At 70.6% G+C, this 23675-nt stretch carries 23 protein-coding genes; 9 read left to right on the forward strand and 14 right to left on the reverse strand.

The genetic code is table 11. The features are described from left to right. The first annotated feature begins 21 nt into the window (after nucleotides 1-21). Complete coding sequence (locus ACFWSK_RS05130) at nucleotides 22-2442, forward strand: ABC transporter (protein ID WP_383782124.1); 2421 nt, start codon at nucleotides 22-24, stop codon at nucleotides 2440-2442. A 44-nt stretch (nucleotides 2443-2486) separates the two neighbouring features. On the opposite strand, the gene ACFWSK_RS05135 is transcribed toward ACFWSK_RS05130, so the two are convergent. Genes ACFWSK_RS05135 through ACFWSK_RS05145 form a run of 3 tightly spaced genes read right to left on the reverse strand, consistent with a single transcriptional unit; the run spans nucleotide 2487 to nucleotide 5888 of the window. Further along, nucleotides 2487-3233 carry a succinate dehydrogenase/fumarate reductase iron-sulfur subunit gene (locus tag ACFWSK_RS05135; protein WP_383782126.1) on the reverse strand — a complete coding sequence of 249 codons (747 nt, stop codon included), beginning with the start codon at nucleotides 3231-3233 and terminating at the stop codon, nucleotides 2487-2489. Continuing rightward, on the reverse strand, nucleotides 3230-5179 hold the full coding sequence (locus ACFWSK_RS05140) for a fumarate reductase/succinate dehydrogenase flavoprotein subunit (protein WP_383782128.1): 1950 nt from the start codon (nucleotides 5177-5179) through the stop codon (nucleotides 3230-3232). The genes ACFWSK_RS05135 and ACFWSK_RS05140 overlap by 4 nt, the downstream gene beginning before the upstream one ends. Nucleotide 5180: 1 nt before the next feature. Next, entirely contained in the window at nucleotides 5181-5888 is a 708-nt protein-coding gene (locus ACFWSK_RS05145; RefSeq protein WP_383782130.1) for a succinate dehydrogenase, read from the reverse strand. A 96-nt stretch (nucleotides 5889-5984) separates the two neighbouring features. On the opposite strand from ACFWSK_RS05145, the gene ACFWSK_RS05150 reads away from it, so the two are divergent. Continuing rightward, the gene (locus ACFWSK_RS05150; protein WP_383782132.1) at nucleotides 5985-6887 is read left to right on the forward strand and encodes a LysR family transcriptional regulator; all 903 of its coding nucleotides are present in this window, start codon (nucleotides 5985-5987) and stop codon (nucleotides 6885-6887) included. A 217-nt stretch (nucleotides 6888-7104) separates the two neighbouring features. Here the strand turns inward: ACFWSK_RS05150 and ACFWSK_RS05155 are convergent, their stop codons facing one another. The 3 genes from ACFWSK_RS05155 to ACFWSK_RS05165 all read right to left on the reverse strand — a co-directional run bounded on the left by ACFWSK_RS05155 (nucleotide 7105) and on the right by ACFWSK_RS05165 (nucleotide 11275). Further along, a complete protein-coding gene (locus tag ACFWSK_RS05155; RefSeq protein WP_383782134.1) occupies nucleotides 7105-9282 on the reverse strand; it encodes a putative bifunctional diguanylate cyclase/phosphodiesterase in 2178 nt (725 codons plus the stop codon). Then, complete coding sequence (locus tag ACFWSK_RS05160) at nucleotides 9279-10097, reverse strand: SAM-dependent methyltransferase (RefSeq protein WP_383782137.1); 819 nt, start codon at nucleotides 10095-10097, stop codon at nucleotides 9279-9281. The genes ACFWSK_RS05155 and ACFWSK_RS05160 overlap by 4 nt, the downstream gene beginning before the upstream one ends. Nucleotides 10098-10300: 203 nt before the next feature. Next, a complete protein-coding gene (locus ACFWSK_RS05165) occupies nucleotides 10301-11275 on the reverse strand; it encodes an SCO0930 family lipoprotein (RefSeq protein ID WP_383782139.1) in 975 nt (324 codons plus the stop codon). 641 nt (nucleotides 11276-11916) lie between these two features. Between ACFWSK_RS05165 and ACFWSK_RS05170 the strand changes: the two genes are divergently transcribed. From ACFWSK_RS05170 to ACFWSK_RS05180, 3 genes are all read left to right on the forward strand, one after another. After that, nucleotides 11917-12051: a hypothetical protein gene (locus tag ACFWSK_RS05170; protein WP_383782141.1), complete on the forward strand. Its 135-nt coding sequence runs from the start codon at nucleotides 11917-11919 to the stop codon at nucleotides 12049-12051. Nucleotides 12052-12066: 15 nt separating this feature from the next. Then, nucleotides 12067-12834: a hypothetical protein gene (locus ACFWSK_RS05175; RefSeq protein WP_383782143.1), complete on the forward strand. Its 768-nt coding sequence runs from the start codon at nucleotides 12067-12069 to the stop codon at nucleotides 12832-12834. 191 nt (nucleotides 12835-13025) lie between these two features. Beyond that, entirely contained in the window at nucleotides 13026-13634 is a 609-nt protein-coding gene (locus tag ACFWSK_RS05180; protein WP_383782145.1) for a hypothetical protein, read from the forward strand. 95 nt (nucleotides 13635-13729) lie between these two features. On the opposite strand, the gene ACFWSK_RS05185 is transcribed toward ACFWSK_RS05180, so the two are convergent. Continuing rightward, nucleotides 13730-14233, reverse strand: a complete 504-nt coding sequence (locus ACFWSK_RS05185) for a hypothetical protein (RefSeq protein WP_383782146.1) — start codon at nucleotides 14231-14233, stop codon at nucleotides 13730-13732. A 347-nt stretch (nucleotides 14234-14580) separates the two neighbouring features. On the opposite strand from ACFWSK_RS05185, the gene ACFWSK_RS05190 reads away from it, so the two are divergent. Beyond that, nucleotides 14581-15240 carry a class F sortase gene (locus ACFWSK_RS05190; protein ID WP_383782147.1) on the forward strand — a complete coding sequence of 220 codons (660 nt, stop codon included), beginning with the start codon at nucleotides 14581-14583 and terminating at the stop codon, nucleotides 15238-15240. A gap of 34 nt (nucleotides 15241-15274) precedes the next feature. On the opposite strand, the gene ACFWSK_RS05195 is transcribed toward ACFWSK_RS05190, so the two are convergent. Then, nucleotides 15275-16117, reverse strand: coding sequence for a polysaccharide deacetylase family protein (locus tag ACFWSK_RS05195; RefSeq protein ID WP_383782150.1), 843 nt, complete (start codon nucleotides 16115-16117; stop codon nucleotides 15275-15277). 164 nt (nucleotides 16118-16281) lie between these two features. Between ACFWSK_RS05195 and ACFWSK_RS05200 the strand changes: the two genes are divergently transcribed. Continuing rightward, complete coding sequence (locus ACFWSK_RS05200) at nucleotides 16282-16743, forward strand: universal stress protein (RefSeq protein WP_383782152.1); 462 nt, start codon at nucleotides 16282-16284, stop codon at nucleotides 16741-16743. Between the two features lie 200 nt (nucleotides 16744-16943). Here ACFWSK_RS05200 and ACFWSK_RS05205 read toward each other — a convergent pair whose 3' ends face one another. Further along, nucleotides 16944-18152: a CapA family protein gene (locus tag ACFWSK_RS05205; protein WP_383782154.1), complete on the reverse strand. Its 1209-nt coding sequence runs from the start codon at nucleotides 18150-18152 to the stop codon at nucleotides 16944-16946. 258 nt (nucleotides 18153-18410) lie between these two features. Between ACFWSK_RS05205 and ACFWSK_RS05210 the strand changes: the two genes are divergently transcribed. Continuing rightward, on the forward strand, nucleotides 18411-18980 hold the full coding sequence (locus ACFWSK_RS05210) for a sigma-70 family RNA polymerase sigma factor (protein ID WP_383782156.1): 570 nt from the start codon (nucleotides 18411-18413) through the stop codon (nucleotides 18978-18980). Here the strand turns inward: ACFWSK_RS05210 and ACFWSK_RS05215 are convergent. Then, nucleotides 18914-19111 carry a zf-HC2 domain-containing protein gene (locus ACFWSK_RS05215; protein WP_383782158.1) on the reverse strand — a complete coding sequence of 66 codons (198 nt, stop codon included), beginning with the start codon at nucleotides 19109-19111 and terminating at the stop codon, nucleotides 18914-18916. The genes ACFWSK_RS05210 and ACFWSK_RS05215 overlap by 67 nt on opposite strands. Nucleotides 19112-19222: 111 nt before the next feature. On the opposite strand from ACFWSK_RS05215, the gene ACFWSK_RS05220 reads away from it, so the two are divergent. Next, a complete protein-coding gene (locus ACFWSK_RS05220) occupies nucleotides 19223-19741 on the forward strand; it encodes a hypothetical protein (protein ID WP_383782160.1) in 519 nt (172 codons plus the stop codon). A gap of 28 nt (nucleotides 19742-19769) precedes the next feature. On the opposite strand, the gene ACFWSK_RS05225 is transcribed toward ACFWSK_RS05220, so the two are convergent. The 4 genes from ACFWSK_RS05225 to ACFWSK_RS05240 form a co-directional block, all read right to left on the reverse strand. After that, nucleotides 19770-20957: a sensor histidine kinase gene (locus tag ACFWSK_RS05225; protein WP_383782162.1), complete on the reverse strand. Its 1188-nt coding sequence runs from the start codon at nucleotides 20955-20957 to the stop codon at nucleotides 19770-19772. Beyond that, complete coding sequence (locus tag ACFWSK_RS05230) at nucleotides 20954-22444, reverse strand: cation acetate symporter (RefSeq protein ID WP_383782165.1); 1491 nt, start codon at nucleotides 22442-22444, stop codon at nucleotides 20954-20956. Before ACFWSK_RS05230 ends, ACFWSK_RS05225 begins: the two co-directional genes overlap by 4 nt. Further along, a complete protein-coding gene (locus ACFWSK_RS05235; protein ID WP_383782167.1) occupies nucleotides 22441-22803 on the reverse strand; it encodes a hypothetical protein in 363 nt (120 codons plus the stop codon). The genes ACFWSK_RS05230 and ACFWSK_RS05235 overlap by 4 nt, the downstream gene beginning before the upstream one ends. Before the next feature lie 63 nt (nucleotides 22804-22866). After that, nucleotides 22867-23619: a LytR/AlgR family response regulator transcription factor gene (locus ACFWSK_RS05240; RefSeq protein WP_383782169.1), complete on the reverse strand. Its 753-nt coding sequence runs from the start codon at nucleotides 23617-23619 to the stop codon at nucleotides 22867-22869. Nucleotides 23620-23675 lie beyond the last annotated feature (56 nt).

Raw genomic sequence — 23675 nt, forward strand, 5'->3', positions numbered from 1 at the left:
GATCGGTTCGGAGCCGCGCCCATGCACACCCCCCACGATCCGTACGTCCGGGTGCGCGGCGCCCGTGAGCACAACCTCCGGGACGTGCACGTCGACATCCCGCGCGACACCCTCACCGTGTTCACCGGTGTCTCGGGCTCCGGCAAGTCCTCGCTCGCCTTCGGGACGATCTACGCGGAGGCCCAGCGCCGGTACTTCGAGTCCGTCGCCCCGTACGCCCGCCGGCTGATCCACCAGGTGGGCGCTCCCGATGTCGGTGAGATCACCGGGCTGCCGCCCGCAGTCTCCCTGGAGCAGCGGCGCTCGGCACCGGGGTCGCGCTCGTCGGTCGGCACGGTCACCACCCTGTCGAACTCGCTGCGCATGCTGTTCTCACGGGCCGGGGACTATCCGCCGGGCGCCGAGCGGCTCGACTCCGACGCGTTCTCGCCGAACACGGCCGCCGGGGCGTGTCCCGAGTGCCATGGGCTCGGCCGCATCCACCGCACGACCGAGGAACTGCTCGTCCCCGATCCCGCCCTGTCGATCCGGGCCGGTGCCATCGCCGCCTGGCCGGGCGCCTGGCAGGGCAAGAACCTGCGCGACGTGCTGGACGCGCTGGGCTACGACGTGGACCGGCCGTGGCGGGAGCTGGACCCGAAGGACCGGGAGTGGATTCTGTTCACGGACGAGCAGCCGGTGGTGACGGTCCATCCGGTACGCGACGCGAATCGCATCCAACGCCCTTACCAGGGCACGTACATGAGTGCGCGGCGCTATGTGATGCACACCTTCGCCGACTCCCGGAGCAGGACGCTGCGCGCGAAGGCCGAGCGCTTCCTGACGAGTGCGCCCTGTCCGGTCTGCGGGGGCAGCCGGCTGCGGCCCGAGGCGATGGCCGTCACCTTCGCCGGCCAGACGATCGCCGACCTGGCCGCGCTGCCCCTCGCCGCGCTCGCCGCGGTGCTCCACCGGGCGGGCGGAGGCGAGACCGCGCACGTGCTGACGGCCGATCTCCTGGCCCGGATCGAGACGGTCACGGAGCTGGGTCTCGGCTATCTCAGCCTCGACCGTACGGCGCCGACGCTCTCCTCCGGCGAGTTGCAGCGCCTCCGGCTCGCCACCCAGCTGCGGTCGGGGCTGTTCGGAGTGGTGTACGTGCTCGACGAGCCCTCCGCAGGGCTGCATCCGGCGGACACCGAGTCCCTGCTCACGGTCCTCGGACGGCTGAAGGACTCCGGCAACACGGTGTTCGTCGTGGAGCACCAGCTCGATGTGGTGCGGCAGGCGGACTGGCTGGTCGATGTCGGGCCGCTGGCGGGTGAGCACGGCGGCCGGGTCCTGCACAGCGGGCCGCCGGCCGGGCTCGCGGACGTGGCGGAGTCCGCGACCCGCCGGTTCCTCTTCGACGAGGCCCCGGTGCCCGCCCGGGAGCCGCGCACGCCCTCGGGATGGCTGAAGCTGAACGGGGTCGACCGCCACAATGTGCGGGGGGTCGACGCCGCCTTCCCGCTCGGGGTGTTCACGGCGGTGACCGGAGTCTCCGGATCGGGCAAGTCCACGCTGGCCGGCCAGGTCCTGGCCGGGGTGCTCGCCGACCGGCAGGCATCGCCCACCGCGGACCTCCCCGGCGTCCCGGAGACCGAGGGCTGCGCGTCGGCGGAGGGCCTGGAGGCGGTGGACCGCCTGGTCCAGGTGGACCAGAAGCCGATCGGACGGACGCCGCGCTCCAACCTGGCCACGTACACCGGGCTCTTCGATGTCGTACGGAAGCTGTTCGCCGAGACGGAAACAGCGCGGGAACGGGGCTACAGGGCGGGCCGGTTCTCGTTCAACGTGACGGGCGGCCGGTGCGAGACCTGCCAGGGCGAGGGCTTCGTCTCGGTGGAGCTCCTCTTCCTGCCCAGTACGTACGCGCCCTGTCCGGACTGCCACGGCGCGCGCTACAACCCGCAGACCCTGGACGTCACCCTGGGCGGCCTCACGATCGCGCAGGTACTGGATCTGACCGTGGAGTCGGCGGCCGCGTTCTTCGCCGGGACTCCGGCGGCCGGGCGCAGCCTGCGCGCGCTGCTCGATGTCGGGCTCGGCTATCTGCGGCTCGGCCAGCCCGCGACGGAGCTGTCCGGCGGCGAGGCCCAGCGCATCAAGCTCGCCACCGAACTCCAGCGCACCCGCCGGGGCCACACGCTGTATCTGCTCGACGAGCCGACGACCGGTCTGCATCCCGCCGATGTCGAGGTGCTGATGAGGCAGTTGCACGGCCTGGTCGACGCCCGCAACACGGTCGTGGTCGTGGAGCACGACATGGCGGTGGTGGCGGGCGCCGACTGGGTGATCGACCTGGGGCCCGGCGGGGGCGACCAGGGCGGCAGGATCGTCGCCGAGGGCACGCCCGGGGAGGTCGCACGGACGGCGGGAAGCCGCACGGCGCCGTACCTCGCGCGAGCCCTCGGGGTGTGACCTCGCCGGAACGCGCACCGGGCCGTCCGGCGCTTGAGCGGCCGCTAGCGGCGGACCTTGCGGGTGGCGCGGAGCCACTCCTTGTTCATCGCGGCGATCGACGGCAGCGGGATGCCCTTGGGGCAGGCCGTTGCGCACTCACCGGTCAGGGTGCAGCCGCCGAAACCCTCCTCGTCCATGGTGGCGACCATGTCGAGGACCCGGGTCTCGCGCTCGGGTGCGCCCTGCGGCAGCACGTTGAGGTGGTTGACCTTCGCCGAGGTGAAGAGCATCGCCGAGCCGTTGGGGCAGGCCGCCACGCAGGCGCCGCAGCCGATGCACTCGGCGTGCTCGAACGCGAAGTCGGCGTCCGGCTTCGGCACGGGGGTCGCGTGCGCGTCGGGTGCGGTGCCGGTCGGGGCGGAGATGTAGCCGCCGGACTGGATGATCCGGTCGAAGGCCGAGCGGTCCACGACCAGGTCCTTGACGACCGGGAAGGCCGCGGCCCGCCACGGCTCGACGTCGATCGTCTGGCCGTCCTGGAAGGACCGCATGTGGAGCTGGCAGGTGGTGGTGGGCTCCGGGCCGTGCGCGTCGCCGTTGATGACGAGGCTGCAGGCGCCGCAGATGCCCTCGCGGCAGTCGTGGTCGAAGGCGACGGGCTCGTCCCCTTCGAGGATGAGCTCCTCGTTGAGGGTGTCGAGCATCTCCAGGAACGACATGTCCGGCGAGATGCCATCGACTTCGTAGGTGGCCATGGCACCGGGCACTTCGGCGTGCTGCTGGCGCCAGACGCGCAGGGTGAGCTTCATGCGTAGCTCCGCTGAGTGGGGTGGACGTACTCGAAGACGAGGTCTTCCTTGTGCAGGACGGGGGCGTCGCCCGTGCCCGAGAACTCCCAGGCGGCGACGTAGGAGAACTCCTCGTCCCGGCGGGCGGCTTCGCCCTCGGGGGTCTGGGATTCCTCGCGGAAGTGGCCGCCGCAGGATTCGGCGCGATGGAGGGCGTCGAGGCACATGAGCTCGGCGAGCTCCAGGTAGTCGACGATGCGGTTGGCCTTCTCCAGCGACTGGTTGAACTGTTCTCCGGTGCCGGGCACCTTGATGCGGCGCCAGAACTCCTCCCGGATCTGCGGGAGCCGGTCGAGGGCCTTGCGCAGTCCCTCCCCGGTGCGACCCATCCCGCAGAACTCCCACATGAGTTCACCGATCTCCCGGTGGAAGGAGTCGGGGGTGCGGTCGCCGTCGACGGAGAGAAGGAGGTTGATCCGGTCCTCGGTCTCGGCGATCGTCGCGGCGACGTCCGGGTGCGTGGCGTCGACCTCGTCGGTGTGCGGATTGCGGGCCAGGTAGTCGTTGATCGTGGACGGCAGGACGAAGTAGCCGTCGGCGAGACCCTGCATCAGCGCCGAGGCACCGAGGCGGTTGGCGCCGTGGTCGGAGAAGTTCGCCTCGCCGATCGCGAAGAGGCCGGGGACGGTGGTCTGCAGGTCGTAGTCGACCCAGAGTCCGCCCATCGTGTAGTGCACGGCCGGGTAGATCCGCATGGGCGTTTCGTAGGGATTCTCCGCGGTGATCTGCGCGTACATGTCGAAGAGGTTGCCGTACTTCTCCTCGACCTTCGCCCTTCCCATCCGGGCGATGGCATCGGCGAAGTCCAGGTAGACGCCCTGCCCCCCGGGGCCGACGCCGCGACCCTCGTCGCAGACGTTCTTCGCGGCGCGTGAGGCGATGTCACGGGGGACGAGGTTACCGAAGGCCGGGTAGATGCGCTCCAGGTAGTAGTCGCGCTCGTCCTCGGGGATGTCGTTGGCGGGCCGTTCGTCACGCTTCGCCTTCGGCACCCAGATGCGGCCGTCGTTGCGCAGCGACTCGCTCATCAGCGTCAGCTTGGACTGGTGGTCGCCGGTGCGCGGAATGCAGGTGGGGTGGATCTGGGTGAAGCAGGGGTTGGCGAAGTACGCGCCGCGGCGGTGGGCGCGCCAGATCGCGGTGGCGTTGGAGTTCATGGCGTTCGTCGACAGATGGAAGACGTTGCCGTATCCCCCACTGGCCAGGACGACGGCGTCGGCGAAGTACGTGTCGGTCTTCCCGGTGATCAGGTCGCGGGCGACGATGCCGCGGGCCTTTCCGTCGACGACGACCAGGTCGAGCATCTCCGTGCGGGCGTGGAGCTCGACGTTGCCCGCGGCGACCTGGCGGGCGAGTGCCTGGTAGGCGCCGAGGAGGAGCTGCTGTCCCGTCTGGCCACGGGCGTAGAAGGTGCGGGAGACCTGGACGCCGCCGAAGGAACGGTTGTCGAGGAGGCCGCCGTACTCGCGGGCGAAGGGCACGCCCTGGGCGACGCACTGGTCGATGATCTCGACGGAGATCTGGGCGAGCCGGTGCACGTTGGACTCACGGGCGCGGAAGTCGCCGCCCTTGACGGTGTCGTAGAAGAGCCGGTGAACGGAGTCACCGTCGTTGCGGTAGTTCTTCGCGGCGTTGATGCCGCCCTGGGCGGCGACGGAGTGGGCGCGGCGGGGCGAGTCCTGGAAGCAGAACTGGACGACGTGGTAGCCCTGTTCGGCGAGTGTGGCACCGGCCGAGCCGCCGGCGAGGCCGGTTCCGACGACGATGACGGTGTGCTTGCGGCGGTTGGCCGGGTTGACCAGCCTGGCTTCGAAGCGACGGGTGTCCCAGCGGTCGGCGACGGGGCCGGATGGGGCCTTCTCGTCGACGAGGGGGGCGCCGGTCCCGTACTGCGTGTAGTCGCTCATTTCAGCTCACCACTCCGGTCATGACAGCGACGGGCACGGCGACGAATCCCGCCGTCAGCACCAGCGCGAGGGCGTTGGCCGTCGTCTTGAGGACGCGGTCGCGGGTCGCGTTGCCCACGCCGAGGGTCTGCGCGGCGCTCCAGAACCCGTGCTGGACGTGCAGGCCGAGGGCGAGCATCGCGACGATGTAGATGACGTTGCCGTACCAGGTCGAGAAGGTGTCGATGACGTTCTGGTACGGGCGTCCGGACTGGAATCCGCCCGGGTGCACCGTGCCGGTGGTCAGGTCGAGGATGTGCCAGACGATGAACAGCGCGAGGATGATCCCGCCCCAGCGCATGGTGCGGGTGGCGTAGCTCGCGCGCGGCTTCTTGTGTACGTACTTGCGGGGGCGCGCCCTGATGTCGCGGCGGCTCAGTTGGTACGCGGACATCGCGTGCAGGACGACGGCGGAGACCAGCACCACCCGGACGAGCCACAGCGCCCACTCGTAGTGGAGGAAGGGCTCGCCCATGGTGCGCAGCCAGTGGGCGTAGTGGTTGAACTCCCCGGACCCGAAGAAGATCTTCAGGTTCCCGATCATGTGGACGACCAGGTAGAGGAGCATGACCAGGCCGCTCACGGCCATGATCGCTTTTTTGCCGACGGTGGAGTCCCAGAGCGTGCGCGTCATGGACGGCCGCCGGTCCGTCCGTGTTGCCAATGCCATGAACACGAAGCTACGGCCGCAGAGCCCCATCAGTCCAAGACATGGAATGGGTCATATCCATAGCCTGCCCCTATCGAGGGAGGCTATCGTCGGCTCATGCAGTTCCAGCAGCTCGCCTACTTCGTCGCCGTGGCCGAGGCCCGGCACTTCACCCGCGCCGCCGAGGAGGTGCACGTCTCGCAGCCCTCGCTCTCCCAGCAGATCAAGGCGCTGGAGAGCGAGCTGGGCGCCGAGCTCTTCAGCCGGGCCCGGGGCAACATCGCTCTGACCGACGCGGGCGAGGCGCTGCTGCCGCTGGCCCGCCGGATTCTCGCCGACGCCGACACGGCGCGGCACGAGGTGCAGGAGCTGGTCCAGCTCCGCCGGGGGCGCATCAGGCTCGGTGCCACGCCCAGCCTCTGCACCGGTCTGCTCCCCGACGTACTGCGGGCCTTCCACGATCTGCACCCCGGCATTCAGCTCCTGCTGGAGGAGGGCGGCTCGCACGACCTCGTACGGCAGCTGGCACGTGGCGCACTGGATCTCGCGCTCGTCGTGCTCCCCCTGCCGGCCGCGTCGCCCGCCCTGACCACGGTGGAGCTGCTGCACGAGGACCTGGTCGTGGTGTCCTCGGCCGCGGGGCCCGCACCGGGCCGGAAGGGCCGGGTACGGATCGCCGATCTCCAGGGCGAGCCGCTGGTGATGTTCCGGCACGGCTACGACCTGCGGGAGCTGACCGTCGCCGCCTGCCGCGCCGAGGGTTTCGAGCCGTCGTACACGGTGGAGGGCGGCGAGCTGGACGCGGTCCTCGGCTTCGTACGGGCGGGGCTCGGCGTGGCGGTGGTGCCGAGCATGGTCGCGAACCGGGCCGGGCACGATCTGCGGACCACACCACTGGCCTCGCCGGGGCTGCGCCGGACGATCGCGCTGGCCCACCGCAGTGACGTGGCGCCGCCCCGGGCGGCGCGGGAGCTGCAGAGGGTGCTGCTGGAGCGGGGACGGGGGGTGGGTGCCGGGTGAGGGGGTGCGGCGGGCGCGGGAGGGTGCACGGCGACTCCGCCCCCGTTTGCCCTCAATCGCCGGACGCGCTCGCTGTGCCGGACCGGGTTGTGAGCCTCACCCGGTCCGGGCTTGGCCTCGCCCTGTGACAGGGGGCGAAACCAAGCCCGTCCGGCGCTTGAGGACGGCTTTCAGCCCGTCCGGCGATTGCGGACAAAGCCGCCCCTGCCCCGCCTCCTCACACCGCGTCGGCCAGGAGCAGCGCGTGGATGCGGTCAGGGGCGCCCGGGCGCGCGTAGTACCAGCCCTGGGCCGTGTCGCAGCCGAGCTGACGGAGCTGCTCGGCCTGGGCGCCGGTCTCGACGCCCTCCACCGTCACGGCGAGATCGAGGCTGTGGGCGAGCGACACGATGCCCTCGACGATCTTCAGGTCGACCGGGTCGGCCGGGTGCTGCTGCATGCCCTGCGTGAACGACCGGTCCAGTTTGAGCACGCTCACCGGCAGCCGACGGAGATTCGCCAGGTTCGAGTAGCCCGTGCCGAAGTCGTCGAGCGCTATGTCGACGCCCATCTCCGCCAGTTGCCGGAGCGGCTTGAGCAGATCGTCGTCGGCGCCGATCAGTGCGGACTCGGTGACCTCCAGGCAGAGCGCGCCCGGTTCCAGGCCGGAACGCTCCAGCACGTCCACCGTCTCGGCGACCAGCCGGGGGTGGTGCAACTGGGTCGGCGAGAGGTTGACGTTGATCCGCAGCGGCCCTCCGTCGCTGTGCCGCTCCTTCCAGAAGTTGGCCTGGCGCACGGACTCCTCCAGCACCCACCGGCCCAACGGCACGATGAGACCGGTGTGTTCGGCGAGCGGGATGAAGCGGTCGGGGCCGAGCACCCCGTGCTGCGGATGGCACCACCGCACCAGCGCCTCCGCGCCGTGCACGCTGCCGTCACCGAGGTGCACGAGGGGCTGGTACTCGATGAAGAACTCGCCCCGGTCCAGCGCCGCCGGCAGCGCCGTGGTCAGCCCGTGCCGGGTGATCGCGCGGGCGTCGGCCTCCGCGTCCGCGAGTTCGAAGCGGTTGCCACCGGCCGACTTGGCCCGGTACATCGTGATGTCGGCGCTGCGCAGCACCTCGGCGGCGGTACGCGCGCCGGCGGCCGGCCCTTCGACCACGCCGATGGAGCCCCGTACGGTCAGCTCACGGCCGTCGAGCCGGATCGGCGTGGCGAGCACCCCGAGTATCCGGCAGGCCAGCTCGTCGACCTCGTCCTCGGTATGCGGTCCGGTGGTCAGGGCCACGAACTCGTCGCCGCCGAGCCGCGCCACCATCTCGCCCGGTGCGGTCGCGCAGCTCTGCAGCCGGTCCGCGACCTCGACGAGCAGCCGGTCCCCCGCCGCGTGCCCCAGGCTGTCGTTGATCGCCTTGAAGCCGTCGAGGTCGAGATAGCAGAGCCCGAAGCGACTTCCGCCCTTCGCCGCGAGCGTCTTCTCCAGCCGCTCGAAGAACAGGGTCCGGTTGGGCAGCCCGGTGAGCGCGTCGTGCGTGGCCTCGTAGCGCAGCCGCAGGTTGAGCAGCCGGCGCTCCGTGGTGTCCTCCATGAGCGCGAGCTGGTATTCGGGCCGGCCCTCGGAGTCGCGCAGCAGCGACACCGTGAGGTTGGTCCACAGGACCGTGCCGTCGTTGCGGTAGTAGGGCTTCTCGACGTGGTAGTGCTCGCGTTCGCCGCGTACCAGCTCGTTGTAGTACTTCCACACCTGGGGCGAGTCCTCGGGGTGGACCCACTCGTTCACCTTGTGGCTGCGGACATGGTGTTCGAGGCCGCCGAACATCCGGGTGAGGGTGTCGTTGACCTCCAGGATGTTGCCTTCCAGGTCCGCGATGCCGATGCCGATCGCCGCGTCCTTGAACACGGCACGGAACCGTGCCTCGGTCGCGTGCAGGGCGTGTTCGGCGTGCGAACGGGCGGTGAGCGCCGAGCGTGCGATGGCCTCCTGCTCGGCGAGGGTCCGCTCGCGCAGCGCCAGGGTGAATCCGCCGGCGAGCGCGTGCTGCATCCGTGCGCAGCGGGCCCTGCCGTCCTCGGTCGAGAGCTCCAGCGGGCCGTTGCTCCCGCAGTAGAGCACCAGGTACGAGTCGATGACTCCCAGCGTGGAGCTGAGCGCGTCCGGGTCCGTGCAGTGGGCGGCGACGAGCGCCTCCCCCACCCGGTGCGCGGGCGCCGGGTCGAAGGGCCATGCGTGCAGGATCTCGTTCAGCTCGCGTGCCAGCGGCAGCAGATGCTGTTCGAACTCCTGGCGGGTCATGGAGGTGGCCGTCGACGGAAAGATCGCCCGGCTCCAGATCGTGGCGAATCTTCGGAGCCGGCCCTCGGGACCGTCCGGTTCCGCGTCCGGGGCACCGGACGCCTGGGCGGGGATGCTCACGCCTTGCGTCCTACCCCTGCGAAGCCCGAGAAGGCGAACGGGTCTTCCTGGCCCTCCACCACCGGGGCGTCCGGACGCCAGTCGGGCATCGAGACGAGGCCGGGGTCGACCATCTCGTAGCCCTCGAAGAACCGGCTCACCTCGGCGCGCGACCGCATGATGAGGGGGTTGCGGATGGTGCGGTAGACGTCCACGGTGCCGCCCGCCTGCTCCCGGGTGAGCGGTATCCCCTCGTACGAGGCGTGGGTCATGACGAGCAGACTGCCGGGGGCGAGTGCCTCGCGCAGCGAGGCGACGGCGGCGTACGGATCGTCGGCGTCCTCGACGAAGTGCAGTACCGCGACGAGGAGAAGCGCCACCGGCTGGTCGAAGTCGAGGAGTCCGGTGATCTCGGGGTTCTTCAGGATGTCCTCGGGGCGGCGCAGGTCCGCGGCGGCGATCACCGTGTTCTCGACGCCCTCCAGCACGGCCTGGCTGTGTGCGACGGCGACCGGGTCGTGGTCGACGTACGCCACTTTGGCCCCGGGGTCGGCCGCCTGGGCCACTTCGTGGACATTACCGAAGGTCGGAATGCCGGAACCGATGTCCAGAAACTGGCTGATGCCCTCGGCTGCGGCGTAGTGCACGGCCCGGCGCATAAAGGCGCGATTCGCCTGCATGATCTTGGGAAGGCCCGGCATGAACTCCATGGCCTTCCGGGCCGCTTCCCGGTCCACCTCGAAATTGTGCGATCCGCCCAGATAGAAGTCATACATGCGGGACACGCTCGGCACTGAAATGTCAATGCCTTGCGGTGCCCAGGCGGGACGCTCCATCGATGTCTCCAACAAGTCGCCACGGCGATCCGGCCATGTTCATGGTCAGTGTTGACCAGAGGCTACTGATCGACCGCCAAGAGAGCGAGCGGAAACGGAAATTCGCGGTCCGTTATTGGTCACACACCAGGAGCATGTGCGGCGGTCCGTCGCTGCGGGTGAACATTCAGCGACGGACCGGCACAACGGGCCCGGAGATTCTCCTACTTGGGCGCTCCGACCAGTTTCGCGTCGGGCGACACCGCGTACCATGTCCCCCCGACACCCTGCCCGTTGGTGTCTCCGGGGTTGGCGTCGCCGGAGAAGGTGTAAATCGGCCAGCAGTCGAGCGTCTGTTGCTTGATTCCGTCGGGCCGGTCGAAGGTGACATAACCCTTCGTGGTGACGCCCTCCACGTCATTCTTCGCCACCGGATCGACTGCGGGCCACTTCTTGAGGCAGTCGCCCGTGCAGGCCGATTTCATCGGCCACGCGGTGTCCTTCTTGAACCGGTAGACCGTCATTCCGCGCTTGTCGACGACGATGTCCCCGAGTTTCGGGTCCTTGCGGACCGAAAGCCCCGCGAGGTCGGCCGGTTCGGCTTCGCCGCCTTCCTGGGCGCCCTCTTCGGCGTTCGCTGCGGCTTTCTTACCGTCCGGCGCGGCCGCGAACCACGTCCCGCCGACGCCCTGCCCGTTGGCGTCTCCCGGCCCGGTGTCCTTGGCGTACCGGTACATCGGCCAGCCCGCGACGGTGAGTTGCTTCGTCCCGTCGGCCCGCACGACCTCGCCGAGGAGTGCGGCGTCGGTGCCCGCCGCGGCCACGGCATTGCCCGCGGCCACGACCGGCCAGGTCTTCGCGCACTCGCCCTCGCAGTTCGATGCGGGCGGACTGGCGGTGTCCTTGTCGAACCGGTAGAGCGTGAAGCCCGCACTGTCGGTGAGCACCTTGCCGAGGGTCTTGCTGTCCCACACGGCGAGCTGTCCTGCCTCCTTGGGTGCGGCGGCCTCCCCTCCGGCGTCCGACCCGTATCCGCCGTCGGAGCCGTATCCGCTGTCGGCCGGCTGCTCGCCGGGGACTGCGTTGCCCACGACCTGGCCGTTCGGCGTGGCCGGCCCCTTCTCCTGACCGCACGCCGTCGTCAGCGCCAGCAGGGCCGTCGCCGTCACCGCGAGCGAGGCGTTGCGCCAGGTGTTCATGTCGACTCCCGTTGTCCTTCTGCCCGTTGCGACGCGAGTCCGCGTCGTTCATGGCCCTAGGTACGGGTCACCGGTCCCTCCGCGTTCAACGGGTCGCGCAGAAAGTTTCCCGGCCCGCAAACGCGAACCGAACAAGATCCCCACCATCAGGGGAATCCTCGTCCGTCCGGGCGTGTCCGGGCGTGACCGGGTCCATGCTCCCGGTCGTGTACGGATCTCGCATCGGGCGGCTCTCGGCAGCCGCCGCACTCGTATGGCTGTGCGCGGTGCCCGTGCCCGCGACCGGCGACAGTTGCGCGGTCGCCTCCATCGGGCAGGGCGACGGCAGTTCGTCGGTCGCCGTGGCGGGCGGGGGGAGTTGTGCGGCGGTCTCGGAACCGGTCCCGCCCCCGCCTCCTCCACCGCCCCCGGAGCCACCACCACCGCCTCCCCCACCCCCGCCGCCTCCTCCGGAACCACCACCGCCACCACCGCCACCTCCCCCTCCCCCGCCTCCGCCGGCCCTGGAGCCCCCACCGGCCCCGGAGCCCCCACCGCCACCTCCTCCTCCCCCTGCCCCTGCCCCTGCCCCCGCGCCACCGGAACCGGAACCCGCGCCGCCGCCCCCGTCGGCGCGCGCGAAGCCCCCGCCGCCGGAGCCCGTGGCACTGCCCACCTACCGCAAGCCCGCCCGCAAAGCACCGCGCAGCGGCCCGTCCCTGGTCTCGCTCACGCTGCTGATCACCGCACCCGCGGTATTCGCCGTCGCCGTCCTGCGGCCGCGTTCGTCCCGTTGATCCACGGAGATACCCATGTCGGAATGGCTTGTTCTGACCATTGCCATGGCTTCGGCCTGCGCTGTTGTCATCACGATCGCCGTCCTCAACAACCGGCGCATCGGCGAGGACGACGACCCGTCCGAGACACCGGACGTCATCGAGTACATGACGATGATGATCGGCGTGGTGTACGCGATCGTGCTCGGCCTCGCCATCGCGGGCGTCTGGGAGGGGCGCAGCGCGGCCCAGGAGTCCGTACGCCTGGAGGCCCAGGCCCTGCACGAGGTGAGCGCCCGGTCCTCCGTCTATCCGGTCGAGGTCCGGGACCGCATCCGTGCCGATGTCGATGCCTATGTCACCTTTGTCGTCAACGACGAGTGGAAGGCCATGACCGAGACGGGGAGCCTCACCGAGCGGGGCACCCAGCTGCTGGACCGCGTACGGGCCGATGTCACCGACTACCAGCCCAAGACCGACCACGAGGGGCAGGTGTATCAGCCCCTGGTGGACCAGGTGGCCGCGGCCGATGACGCACGCGGCTCCCGGGGGCAGAGCGCCGGCGCGACGATGCCCGGGGTGGTGTGGTTCGGCCTGATCACCGGCGCGATGGTCACGGTGGGATTGATCTTCACGCTGCAGATCCGCAGAACGTTCCGCGAACTGCTGCTCGCGGGCCTCTTCAGCGTGCTGATCGCCTTCCTGCTCTTCCTGATCTGGGACTTCGACGCACCCTTCGGACGGGGCATCTCGGCCACCACCGCACCGTTCGTCGACCTGTTCCCGCACGCCGCCGGCGGATAGCCGGCCGGCCCCGGCCCACCTCCGGCCGGCACCGCTCCGGTGCTCCGGCCGGGGGACAAAGCTGCCCCATTCGCCGGACCCCGATCGCGGGTGATATGAGCCACTTCTAGCCTTTCGGGCATCGAGGTGCATTTCTGCTGCTTTGTGGAAACCGTTCCGCAACTGCTCCTCGGGGACCCGGAGGATTCACCATGCGCGCGATACGTGTCGCACCCATTGCCCTGCTCGGCTCCGTCGCTCTCGCACTGACGGCACCGGCCACGGCCGCATACGCCGCCACGAACGGCCCGGGCACGTCCTTCACCCCATCGGTCACCCCTGCGGTGATCGCGCCGGGCGGCCAGGTCACCCTGGGCGCCATGGGGTGCGATGTGGCCGCGACCGCATCGTCGGGCGTGTTCGACACGACGACGATTCCCAGTGGACAGTCGGCCACGGCCACGGTCGACTGGGATGCCAGGCGGGGTGCCGTCTACGAGGTGACGTTCAACTGCGGTGGCACCGTACGAATGGTCAGCCTGACCATCACCGGCGGCGCGACAAGCACACCGACGAGCACACCGACGAGCACGCCCACGAGTTCACCAACGAGCTCACCCACGAGCTCACCCACGAGCTCACCCATCAGGACGACTCCGACCTCCAGTTCCACCGCGCTCGCCCCGAGTGGCGTGCGGGGCGGTCTGGGCGGCAGCGTCGACGGCATCGACGCCGGCGCGATCGCTGCGGGTAGCGCCCTGGTGCTGGCAGCCGCAGGCGGCGCCGTGTATGTCATGCGCAGGCGGCGAGGCAGCCACTGACCGGCATGAACAGCCGGACGCACGACAGTCGCCCCGGGTCCTGATCCAGGACTCGGGGCGACGGGCGTATCGGGCCGGGCGGGAGATTCGACGCCTTAGACGGCCGCATGGCCGGTCTGTCGACGACGGACGATGAAGACGGCGCCACCGATGGCCGAGGCAGCCACCAGGCCACCACCGATCTGCATCTCGACCGAGCTCGGCCCCATGGAGCCGCCGAGCCCGCCCTGGGCTCCCTGACCGGCGAGCACGGTGAATCGCTGCGTCGCGATCCGGTCGTTGTCGCTGCACCTCACCGACAGGTTGTATTGCCCCGGGGTCGCGTTGGGCCGGATGTGAGCGGTGGCGAATCCGGTGGAGCCGGCGGACAGGTTCGTCGTCGGGAAGGCGTTCGACCACACCTTGCCACCCTGGCCGCAGCCCATTGCGCTGACCTGCATCGTGGCGCCCTGGTGCACCGAGGACGGGTTGACAGTGACGTTGGTCGGACCGTTGCCCGGGCCGTTGCCCGGACCGTTGGTCGCGGCCGCCATCGGCACGGCGAGACCGACAGCCGCGAACGCGGTAGCGGTCACGGCGAGAACGCGTGAAGCACGCATCGTTGAACCTCCAGCGGGAAGCGCCCCGGAGTCATGTCCTCCGGGATGGATCGACGGATACGCGTCCCATGACGAACACTCACCAGATCTTCCGGTTGTCGCACTTCGGCACTGCTCCACCCTGGTGAGCCGACACGCCGCGCGTACCCCCCTGAACCTGACGGAGCCGCAGGTCACAGACCGTCAGAACTTTTATCTGCTCATTACTCCGAAGAGACCGATCCGGAGGCCGCACGGGGTGATCGCCGCGGAGTCCCCACATCCGGCCGCCACCCGTTCGCCCTTCCCTGATCGCCGCCGGTGCGCCCCGCACATAGCGTTCCAATCGTCGCGACGAAGGGAGAACCATGGGCCGGGACCACTGGGGAGCCGAGCGGACCAGGCGCGCGCCGTGGGGCGCGATCGCCCTGGTGCTGCTTTCGGGCCTCGCCCTCATGCGGAACGGCACCGATATCGCCCCGGGGCCACCGCAGCCCGCGGCGGCCGCCTCACTGAAGGAGCGTCAGGACCCGGCGGCGGCTCCGCTCGCGGGCGAGCCCGTACAGCCGCTGCCTTACGCGCCCGCCGCCCGCGTGAGGATCGGCTCGATCCGCGTGGACGCGCCGATGATCGATGTGAGCCTGGACCCGAACGGCTGGATCGAGGCACCGCCCCCGGAGGACCCCAACCTCGCGGGCTGGTACCAGAACGGCATCTCGCCCGGCCAGCGCGGCACCGCCGTGGTCGTCGGCCATGTCGACAACATGTCGGGGCCCGCCGTCTTCTACGGTCTGGGCGCCGTCGAGAAGGGGCAGCGCGTAGAGGTGGCACGCTACGACGGCCGGGTCGCGGTGTTCGAGGTGTACGGAGTCGAGGTGTTCTCCAAGAACGACTTCCCCGGAGCCCGGGTGTACGGGGACACGGGCCACGCGGAGCTCCGGGTCATCACCTGCGGCGGCGCCTACTCCAAGGCCGGCGGATACGAGGGGAACGTGGTCGTCTTCGCCCGGATGGTCGCGACGCGCTGAACCGTACGGGCGTGCCGGGACCGCCGCCGCGCGCTCACCCGCGGAACGGCACCGTGATGCGGTAGCCGTCGGCGAGCAGTTCGGGCAGGTACCGGCGCAGGGCGGCGACGCTCTGTGAACGGTCGCCGCCGGCGTCGTGGGACAGGACCACGACGCCGGGCGCCGCGCCGTCCAGGACCCGGCGGACGATGGTGCCGGTGCCCGGCTCGGTCCAGTCGAGGGTGTCGACGGTCCAGGCCAGGGGTTCCATGCCCAGGGCGGCGCCGATCTCGAACGAGTTGCGGTTCCACGCCCCGTACGGCGCCCGGTACCAGAGCGGCGCTTCGCCGAGCGTCCGCTCGATGATGTCGCTGGTACGGCTCAGCTCGTCGCGGATGCCGGCCCGGGACAGCCCGGGGATCAGCGGGTGCGACCAGGAGTGGTTGGCGACGACGTGTCCGTCGTCCGCCATCTCGCGCAGCAGGTCCTGGTTGTCGACGGCCATCTCACCGCAGACGAAGAACATCGCCCGGACCCGGTGCTCGCGCAGGGTGGCCAGGATGCCCGGGGTGTACCGGGGATCGGGGCCGTCGTCGAAGCTGAGCACCATGGACCGCCCGAGGTCCGGAAGCTCCTCCAGTGGTCTGGTGCGTACGGGCGGCGCCGCCCTGCGGAAGCGTGGCGGGGCGTGGGCCGTCATGGGCTGGAGACGGTACGAGGAGGGGTTCGCACGCGTAGGTGGCGGCGGCCCGGCGGCTCCTGCGGGCGGGGCGCCGCCGGGGCGGACGGGCGTGGCGGCGGGGTCCGCGGCGATCAGGTGCACGGCGGTGGCGGCTCCGACGCCGAGGGCCAGCCGGAGCAGGACGCGTCGTTCCAGGGGCTGCTGATCCGATTTCATGGCCAACTGCTCGCACGGCGGTCACCTGCCCGTACCCCCGACACCGTGAGCACGTCGTTTTTGCACCCGATAGGACTATCGGACCACCGGTGACCGGCGGCCCTTCGGGGGTGATGGTGCGACCCTGACGGGCTCCCGGGAGGGGAGCGGATAGCCTCACTGCCGTGACAGACCAGCAAAGCCATCAGTTCGAGCGGGGCACGGACGGCCCCAAAGTGATCGTCGCGGGCATCGACGGGTCCGACTCCTCCATGCGCGCCGCTGCCTACGCCGCCGGCCTGGCGCGACGGCAGAACGCCATGCTCGCCCTTGTCTACGTCCAGCCGGTGATGGCCGCGGGGGCGGCGCTCGGGGCGCCGGTCGGCGACGTCACCGGTGAGGTCGCGGAGAGCCTGGTGAACGAGATCCGGGAGTCGACGGAGCGGCTCAAGGACATATGGAACGTGCGGTGGGAGTTCCACACCTTCCGCGGCGATCCGTACAACGGTCTTGTCACCGCGGCCGACGAGCTGAAGGCAGATGCCGTCGTGGTGGGCGCGTCGGAGTCGGCGGGGCACCGGTTCATCGGCTCGGTGGCCGTCCGTCTGGTGAAGGCCGGCCGCTGGCCGGTCACCGTCGTCCCGTAACGGCATACGGCGCCGGGGCGGCGCGAGCGGAACGCCTGACGAGCGCCCGCGTCGCGCCGCCCGTCAGGCGTTCCGCTCGATCGGCCTCTGGAACTCCCCCGCCGTGGTGCTCGGTGTACGCGTCGGCGTAGTGCCCAGCGGCTGGACGGGCGACGGCCGTCTCGTTGTGGCGGTCATATCCGCCGCTTCCACCACTTCCGTCACTTCCCCATGAGGAGACCGTCCTTAGCGGCGCCGCGGCCGAGGACGACGTCGCGGATGCGGTCGCGCACCACACGGTGGTGGTCGGCGCCCTCGTCGATGGAGGCGTTGAGGTTCACGACGCGCCCCACCGTGGTGTCGTACCACTGGGGGACGAACTCGGCCTTCTTCACCGTCCAGCGCTTCCCCGGTTTCGTCGGCGGCTCGAAGGTGAAGCGGCCCATGGAGCTCTGGTTGCCGCGCGGGTCCTGGGCGCCCTCGTAGTTGATCATCGCCCCGGCGATCTGGTCGCCCATGCCGTAGATGATCCAGGTGCCGTTGACCTTCTCGTACGCCTGCGGGACATGGGCGTGCGTGCCGAGGATCAGGTCGATGTCCGGGCGGCCGTCGGAGGTGGCGACGGTGAGCTGCCGGCCGAGTGCGAGCTGCTTCTCGTCGGGTGCGTCCTGCCACTCGGTGCCCCAGTGCAGGGACACGGCCACCACGTCGGCGCCCGCCCGCCGGGCCGCGCGCGCGTCGGCGACGATCTTCTGTTCGTCGATCAGGTTGACCGCCCAGGGCTGCCCTTCCGGCAGCGGGACGTCGTTGGTTCCGTAGGTGTAGGCGAGATGGGCGACCTTGGCGGCGTGCTTGCCCGTGCCCGCTCTCAGGAGGGTGGGGCGGGCGGCCTCGGTGGCGGAACGGGCGGAGCCCGCGTGCGCGATGCCCTCCTTGTCGAGGGCGGCGAGGGTGCGGCGGATGCCACCCGCCCCGTCGTCGAGCGTGTGGTTCGACGCGGTGGAGCAGGAGTCGAACCCGGTGGCGCGCAGTCCCTGCGCCACCTCGGGCGGCGATTTGAAGGAGGGGTAGCCGGTGTAGGGGCCGCCGTCCTCCCCGTACACCGTCTCCATGTGACAGATGGCCAGGTCCGCGCCGGAGACGACAGGGGCGGCGCCCTTGAGCATCGGCCCGAAGTCGTAGCCGAGGCCGCCGGCGTCCGCCGCCGCCTGGTCGATGACCGAGGAGTGCGGCAGGACGTCGCCGGAGGCCACCAGCGTGAAGGCACGCGCCTTGTCGACGGCGACGCCACCGGCGCCCCGGCCGGCCTGTGCCGCGGCCGTCTGCCGCCCGGCCTCCCCCGGCGCCGGAGACTGCTTCCCACTACACGCCGTTGCCGCGAGCAGCACGGTGACGGCGGCCACGGCGCCCTGTCGGATGCGCTTCGTCATCTGCCCGGCTCCCAGTTCGACTCATTTAGGACATCTGACTACACATACAGTCATACCGCAGAGTCAAGGATCAACGGCCCGCGTCTCCCTGAATCGGTCGTATCGCCGCCGCCCGACCGTTCACCGCACCACTCGCCGCTCCGTGCGACCGCTCATCGCAGACCTCGGTGCACTGCCTGTTCCTCCAGGCCCGAATGCGTTCGTATACGGCAGGCGGAAGCGAGGCGGCAGGAGCCTCTCCGGGAAGGGACGTTCACCATGACCACGACGAAGACCGGCGAGCGGGCCCTCGCGGATCTGCAGCGCGAGCACGGGCCCGCGCTGTTCCACTTCCTGCTGGGCCTGACCTTCGGCGACCGGCAGCGCGCGGAGGATCTGCTCCAGGAGACGCTGGTACGCGCCTGGCAGCACCCCGAGGCGTTCGACGCGCCCTACGAGTCGATGCGCCCCTGGCTCTTCACCGTCGGCCGGCGCCTCGCCATCGACGCCCGCCGGTCGCGTCTGGCCCGTCCGGCTGAGGTGAGCGACACCGTGCTGGAGAGTGCCCCCGCGCCGCAGGACACCGCGGACTCGGCGGTCCGCGCGCTCGACGTGCGCGAGGCGGTGAAGACCCTCAGCCCGGAGCACCGCGCGGTGCTGGTGCAGATCTACTTCCGCGGCATGAGCGTGGGTGAGACGGCACAGGAACTGGGCATACCCGCGGGCACCGTCAAGTCCCGTTCGTACTACGCGCTGCGCCTCCTGTCCCGCAGTCTGCCCGGCTACTCCAGCAGGTCCTCCACGTCGAGCAGGCCGAGGATGGCCGACGCCTCCGCGACCTCGACGTAGGCCCCCGCACAGCTGTCGCAGTGCTGCAGATGCCGGGAGACCCTCACGCACTCCCCTGCGGCCAGCGCGTCCAGAACGTACGCACCGAGCAACTGCCGCACATGCGGGACCTCGGCACGATCGGCGGTCATCTCAACCTCGCATCTCATGAACGAACTTGCTCTTCTGCCCACGCGAGGCATGCGCCCCCGGTTCAATGCTCCGTGAAGCCCAGTGCAGAGTAAGGAAAGAGGCGAGGCGGGATGCGTCCGGAACGCACGGATGGGGCCGGTGGGGGCGGGCTGGTGATCCCGATGGCCTGGCTGTACGCCGAGTACCTGGCGGATGAACTGCTGCTGACCGGCGATCTCATGGAGCCGACGACGCTGGAGTACCGCGCCGGGCGGGATGCACTCGCCCTGACGATCTTCCTGTCCGACGGGGCGGTGGCAGACGCGCTGCCCGCCGTCCGGGTGGACGAGTTACGGCTGCTGACGGCGTACGGCACGGAGTGGCGGCAGTGGATCTGCGAGCGCCTCGACGAGCTGGACCGGCGGGCGGCTCCCGGCTGCCCGCCCGACCCCGGTCTCGGGCTGGCACGCGCGGCCTGGCGGTGGCTTGAGGAGACCGAAATGCTCGCCGCGGATCTCGACGCGATCGGCGCGCCGTCCTGGGCGCCGCCGGGCCGCGCGGAGGAGGAGGAGGAGGAGGCCGCCCAGGTGTGGACCCCGGCGTGGCAGCTCGGGCTGCCGCTGGGTCATCTGGCCGTCCACCTCTACTGAAGCGCCACGAGCCGGATCACGATCCGGATCATGAACCGTGCACGCCCGCACGGTACTTGGGCAGCCGCAGCGTGATCTTCATGCCCGCGCCGATGCCCGTCTCGATGACGAGACCGTAGTCGTCGCCGTACACCTGCCTGAGCCGCTCGTCGACGTTGAGCAGCCCGATGCCGGTCGAGGTGCCGCCCTCGCCGCGCAGTATCTGCCGCAGCCGGTCCGGGTCCATGCCGGTGCCGTCGTCCTCGATGACGACCTCCGCCTCCGACCCCGCGTCCAGGGCGCTGATCGTGATGCGGCTGTCGCTGACGGCGCCTTCGAGACCGTGTTTGACGGCGTTCTCGACGAGGGGCTGGAGGCAGAGGAACGGCAGCGCGACGGGCAGCACCTCGGGGGCGACCTGGAGCGTGACGGCCAGCCGTTCCCCGAAGCGGGCCCGTACCAGCGCCAGATACTGGTCGATGGAGTGCAGTTCGTCGGCGAGGGTGGTGAACTCCCCGTGCCTGCGGAACGAGTAGCGGGTGAAGTCGGCGAATTCCAGGAGGAGTTCGCGTGCCTGCTCCGGGTCCGTGCGGACGAACGAGGCGATCGCGGCGAGCGAGTTGAAGATGAAGTGCGGAGAGATCTGTGCCCGCAGGGCCTTGATCTCGGCCTCGATGAGTTTGGTACGGGAGCGGTCGAGTTCGGCCAGCTCCAGCTGCACGCAGACCCAGCGGGCCACCTCCCCGGCCGCCCTCGCCAGCACGGCCGATTCGCGCGGGGCATAGGCGACCAGCGTCCCGAGCACCCGGTGGTCGACGGTCAGCGGGACGGCGACGGCCCATCGCAGCGGGCAGTCGAGGTCCGCGCAGTCGGTGTGGAAGGCGGTGTCGCGGCCGCTGGCGAGGAGCCCCTGGACGTGCTCCATCACCCCCGTGCCGTGATGGTCACCGTCGCCGTCCCACACGAGGACCCGGTCGCGGTCGGTGAGGCAGAGGGCGTTCGTTCCCAGCAGCGAGCGCAGCCGTCGGGCCGACCTCCGCGCGCTCTCCTCGGTGAGACCGGCCCGCAGCGGCGGAGCCGCGAGGGAGGCGGTGTGCAGGGTCTCGAACGTGGCGTGCTCCACGGGGGTGCCGACGTCACTCGTGCGCACGGGCCGGCCCGTACGGCCCAGCAGGTAGCCCGTGCCGAACAGCAGGAGAGCGATGACGGCGACCACCGCGATCCCGGCGCCGGTCATCGCTCACGTCCCGAGGTCAGCGCTTCCGGCAGGTGGAAGCGGGTCATGGCGGCATTGGTGCCGGGGGGTATCCGGCCGGGGGTGGCCAGCGATACGAGGATCATCGCGAGGAAGCCGACGGGCACGGACCAGACGGCCGGCCAGGCGAGCAGGGCATGCGGCCAGCCGGGCGGGCGCACCGCCCCGCTGACCGTGATGGCCACCGACAGCAGGGCCGAGCCGCCGCCGAGCAGCAGTCCGGCGATCGCCCCGGGCGGGGTGAGCCGCCGCCACCAGATGCCGAGCACGAGAAGCGGGCAGAAGGACGAGGCGGAGACGGCGAACGCCATCCCCACCGCGTCGGCCACCGGCACCCGGCTGACCAGCAGCGAACCGGCCAGCGGCACAGCCATCGCGAGCAGTGTGGCCAGCCGGAAGTGACGTACTCCGCGCGAGGGCAGCACATCCTGGGTGATCACTCCGGCGACGGCCATCGTGAGCCCGGAGGCCGTCGACAGGAACGCGGCGAAGGCACCACCGGCGATGAGCGCGCCGAGAAGGTCCCCGCCGAGGCCGCCGATGACCCGTGCGGGAAGGAGGAGCACGGCGGCGTCGGCGTCCCCGCCGTGCACCAGCTCGGGGGTGTACAGCCGGCCCAGTGCCCCGTACACGGGTGGCAGCAGGTAGAACACCCCCACCAGGGCCAGGACCGCGACGGTGGTACGCCGGGCGTCACGCCCGTTGGGGCTGGTGTAGAAGCGGACGACGACGTGGGGCAGTCCCATGGTGCCGAGGAAGGTGGCCACGATCAGTCCGTAGGTCGCGTACAGCGGATGGTCGCCGCGGAAGACGGAGAGCTGTTCGTCGAACGAGACACGGGGCTGCCCGTCGCCCCGCCAGGCCAGCACCAGGAAGATGGCGGGCACGAGCAGGGCGGTCAGCTTCAGCCAGTACTGGAAGACCTGGACGAAGGTGATGGAGCGCATGCCGCCCGCGGCGACGGCGATCACCACCACGGAGGCGACGAGCACGTCGCCGAGCCAGCCCGGCGCCCCGGTGAGGATCTGGAGGGTGAGCCCGGCACCCTGGAGCTGCGGTACGAGGTAGAGCCAGCCCGCACCGACGACGAACACGCTGACGAGTCTGCGTACCTGACGGGATTCGAGCCGGCCCTCGGCGAAGTCGGGCAGGGTGTACGCCCCCGAGCGGCGCAGCGGTGCGGCGACGAATACCAGCAGGACCAGATACCCGGCGGTGTAGCCGACCGGGTACCAGAGCATGTCCGGGCCGTGTACGAGGACGAGGCCGGCGATCCCGAGGAAGGAGGCGGCGGAGAGGTACTCGCCGCTGATGGCCGCGGCGTTGAGGCGCGGACGTACGGTCCTGGACGCGACGTAGAAGTCGGACGTGGTCCGCGAGATCCGGAGCCCGAATCCGCCCACGAGGACGGTGGCGAGCACGACGAGTGCGACCGCCACCACCGACGCCATGTGGTCGGGTCTGCTCACTGTGCGGGGCGGCCTTCCACGAGCCTGGCGAAGTCCCGCTCGTTGCGCTCCGCGCGCCGTACGTACCACCAGGCGATCAGGGTGAGCGGTGGGCAGGTGGCGAAGCCGAGCACCGCCCAGACGACCGCGGCACTGTCCAGGGCCGCGAACACCAGGGGCAGCGTGCCCGCGACGAGGGCGAGCACGGCGAAGGCGGTCAGTCCGGCGCGCAGTTGGCTGCGCATCAGCGAGCGCACGTAGGCACCGCCGAGCGCCGTCTGCTCGTCGATCTCCGACTGGGCACGGTAGCGGGGCAGCGGGCGGACCCGCCGGGGCTCTCCCGTCACCACTTCGCGCCGGGGTGTGGGCTCTGCGGACATGGGCTCGGAGTGTAGGCGGCGCAGGAGCGCTCTGGGAAGGGCCGGCCCCGGGGTCGATGCTGGTCAGCGGCCGGTCTGGCGCATCAGGAGGTCGCGGAGTGAGCGGCTGTGGCGGCGGCTCACGGCGAGTTCCGCCTCGCCGACGCGGACGCTCATGGCGCCCGCGTCGAGGCGGAGTTCGTCGATGCGGCTGAGCGCCACCAGATGGCGGCGGTGGATGCGTACGAAGCCCCGGGAGCGCCAGCGTTCCTCCAGGGTGGTGAGCGGAATCCTGACGAGGTGGCTGCCTGAGACGGTGTGGAGCCGTGCGTAGTCGCCCTGCGCCTCGGCGTACGTGATGTCGTCGACGGGGACGAAACGGGTGACTCCGCCCAGCTCGACCGGTATCTGGTCGGTGGCGGCGTCGTGGACGGGCGCGGACCGGTCGCCGACCTGCTCGGCGACGCGGCGCACGGCCTCGGCGAGGCGCTCGCGGCGCACGGGCTTGAGGACGTAGTCGACGGCCTTGAGATCGAAGGCGTGGACGGCGAAGCCCTCGTGGGCGGTGACGAACACGATGAGCGGCGGCGCGGCGAACCCGGCCAGCAACTGGGCGACGTCGAGTCCGGTGAGACCCGCCATGTGGATGTCGAGAAAGACCACGTCGATGGCGGACGGATCGTCGGGTCCCGCGTCGACGGCACCGCCGATGCGGCGCAGCGCCTCGGTGGCCCCGGTGGCTCCTTCGGCGCTGCGGATGCGGGGGTCGGCGCGCAGGAGGTAGAGGAGTTCCTCCAGGGCGGGTTGTTCGTCGTCGACGGCGAGTACGCGCAGCATGAGGCCGGAGTTTAGGGCCCCGCGAGCACGCCGGGGCGGGCACGGGTGAGTGTTTT

The sequence above is a fragment of the Streptomyces sp. NPDC058620 genome (genome assembly GCF_042717135.1).
Taxonomy (GTDB): Bacteria; Actinomycetota; Actinomycetes; order Streptomycetales; family Streptomycetaceae; genus Streptomyces.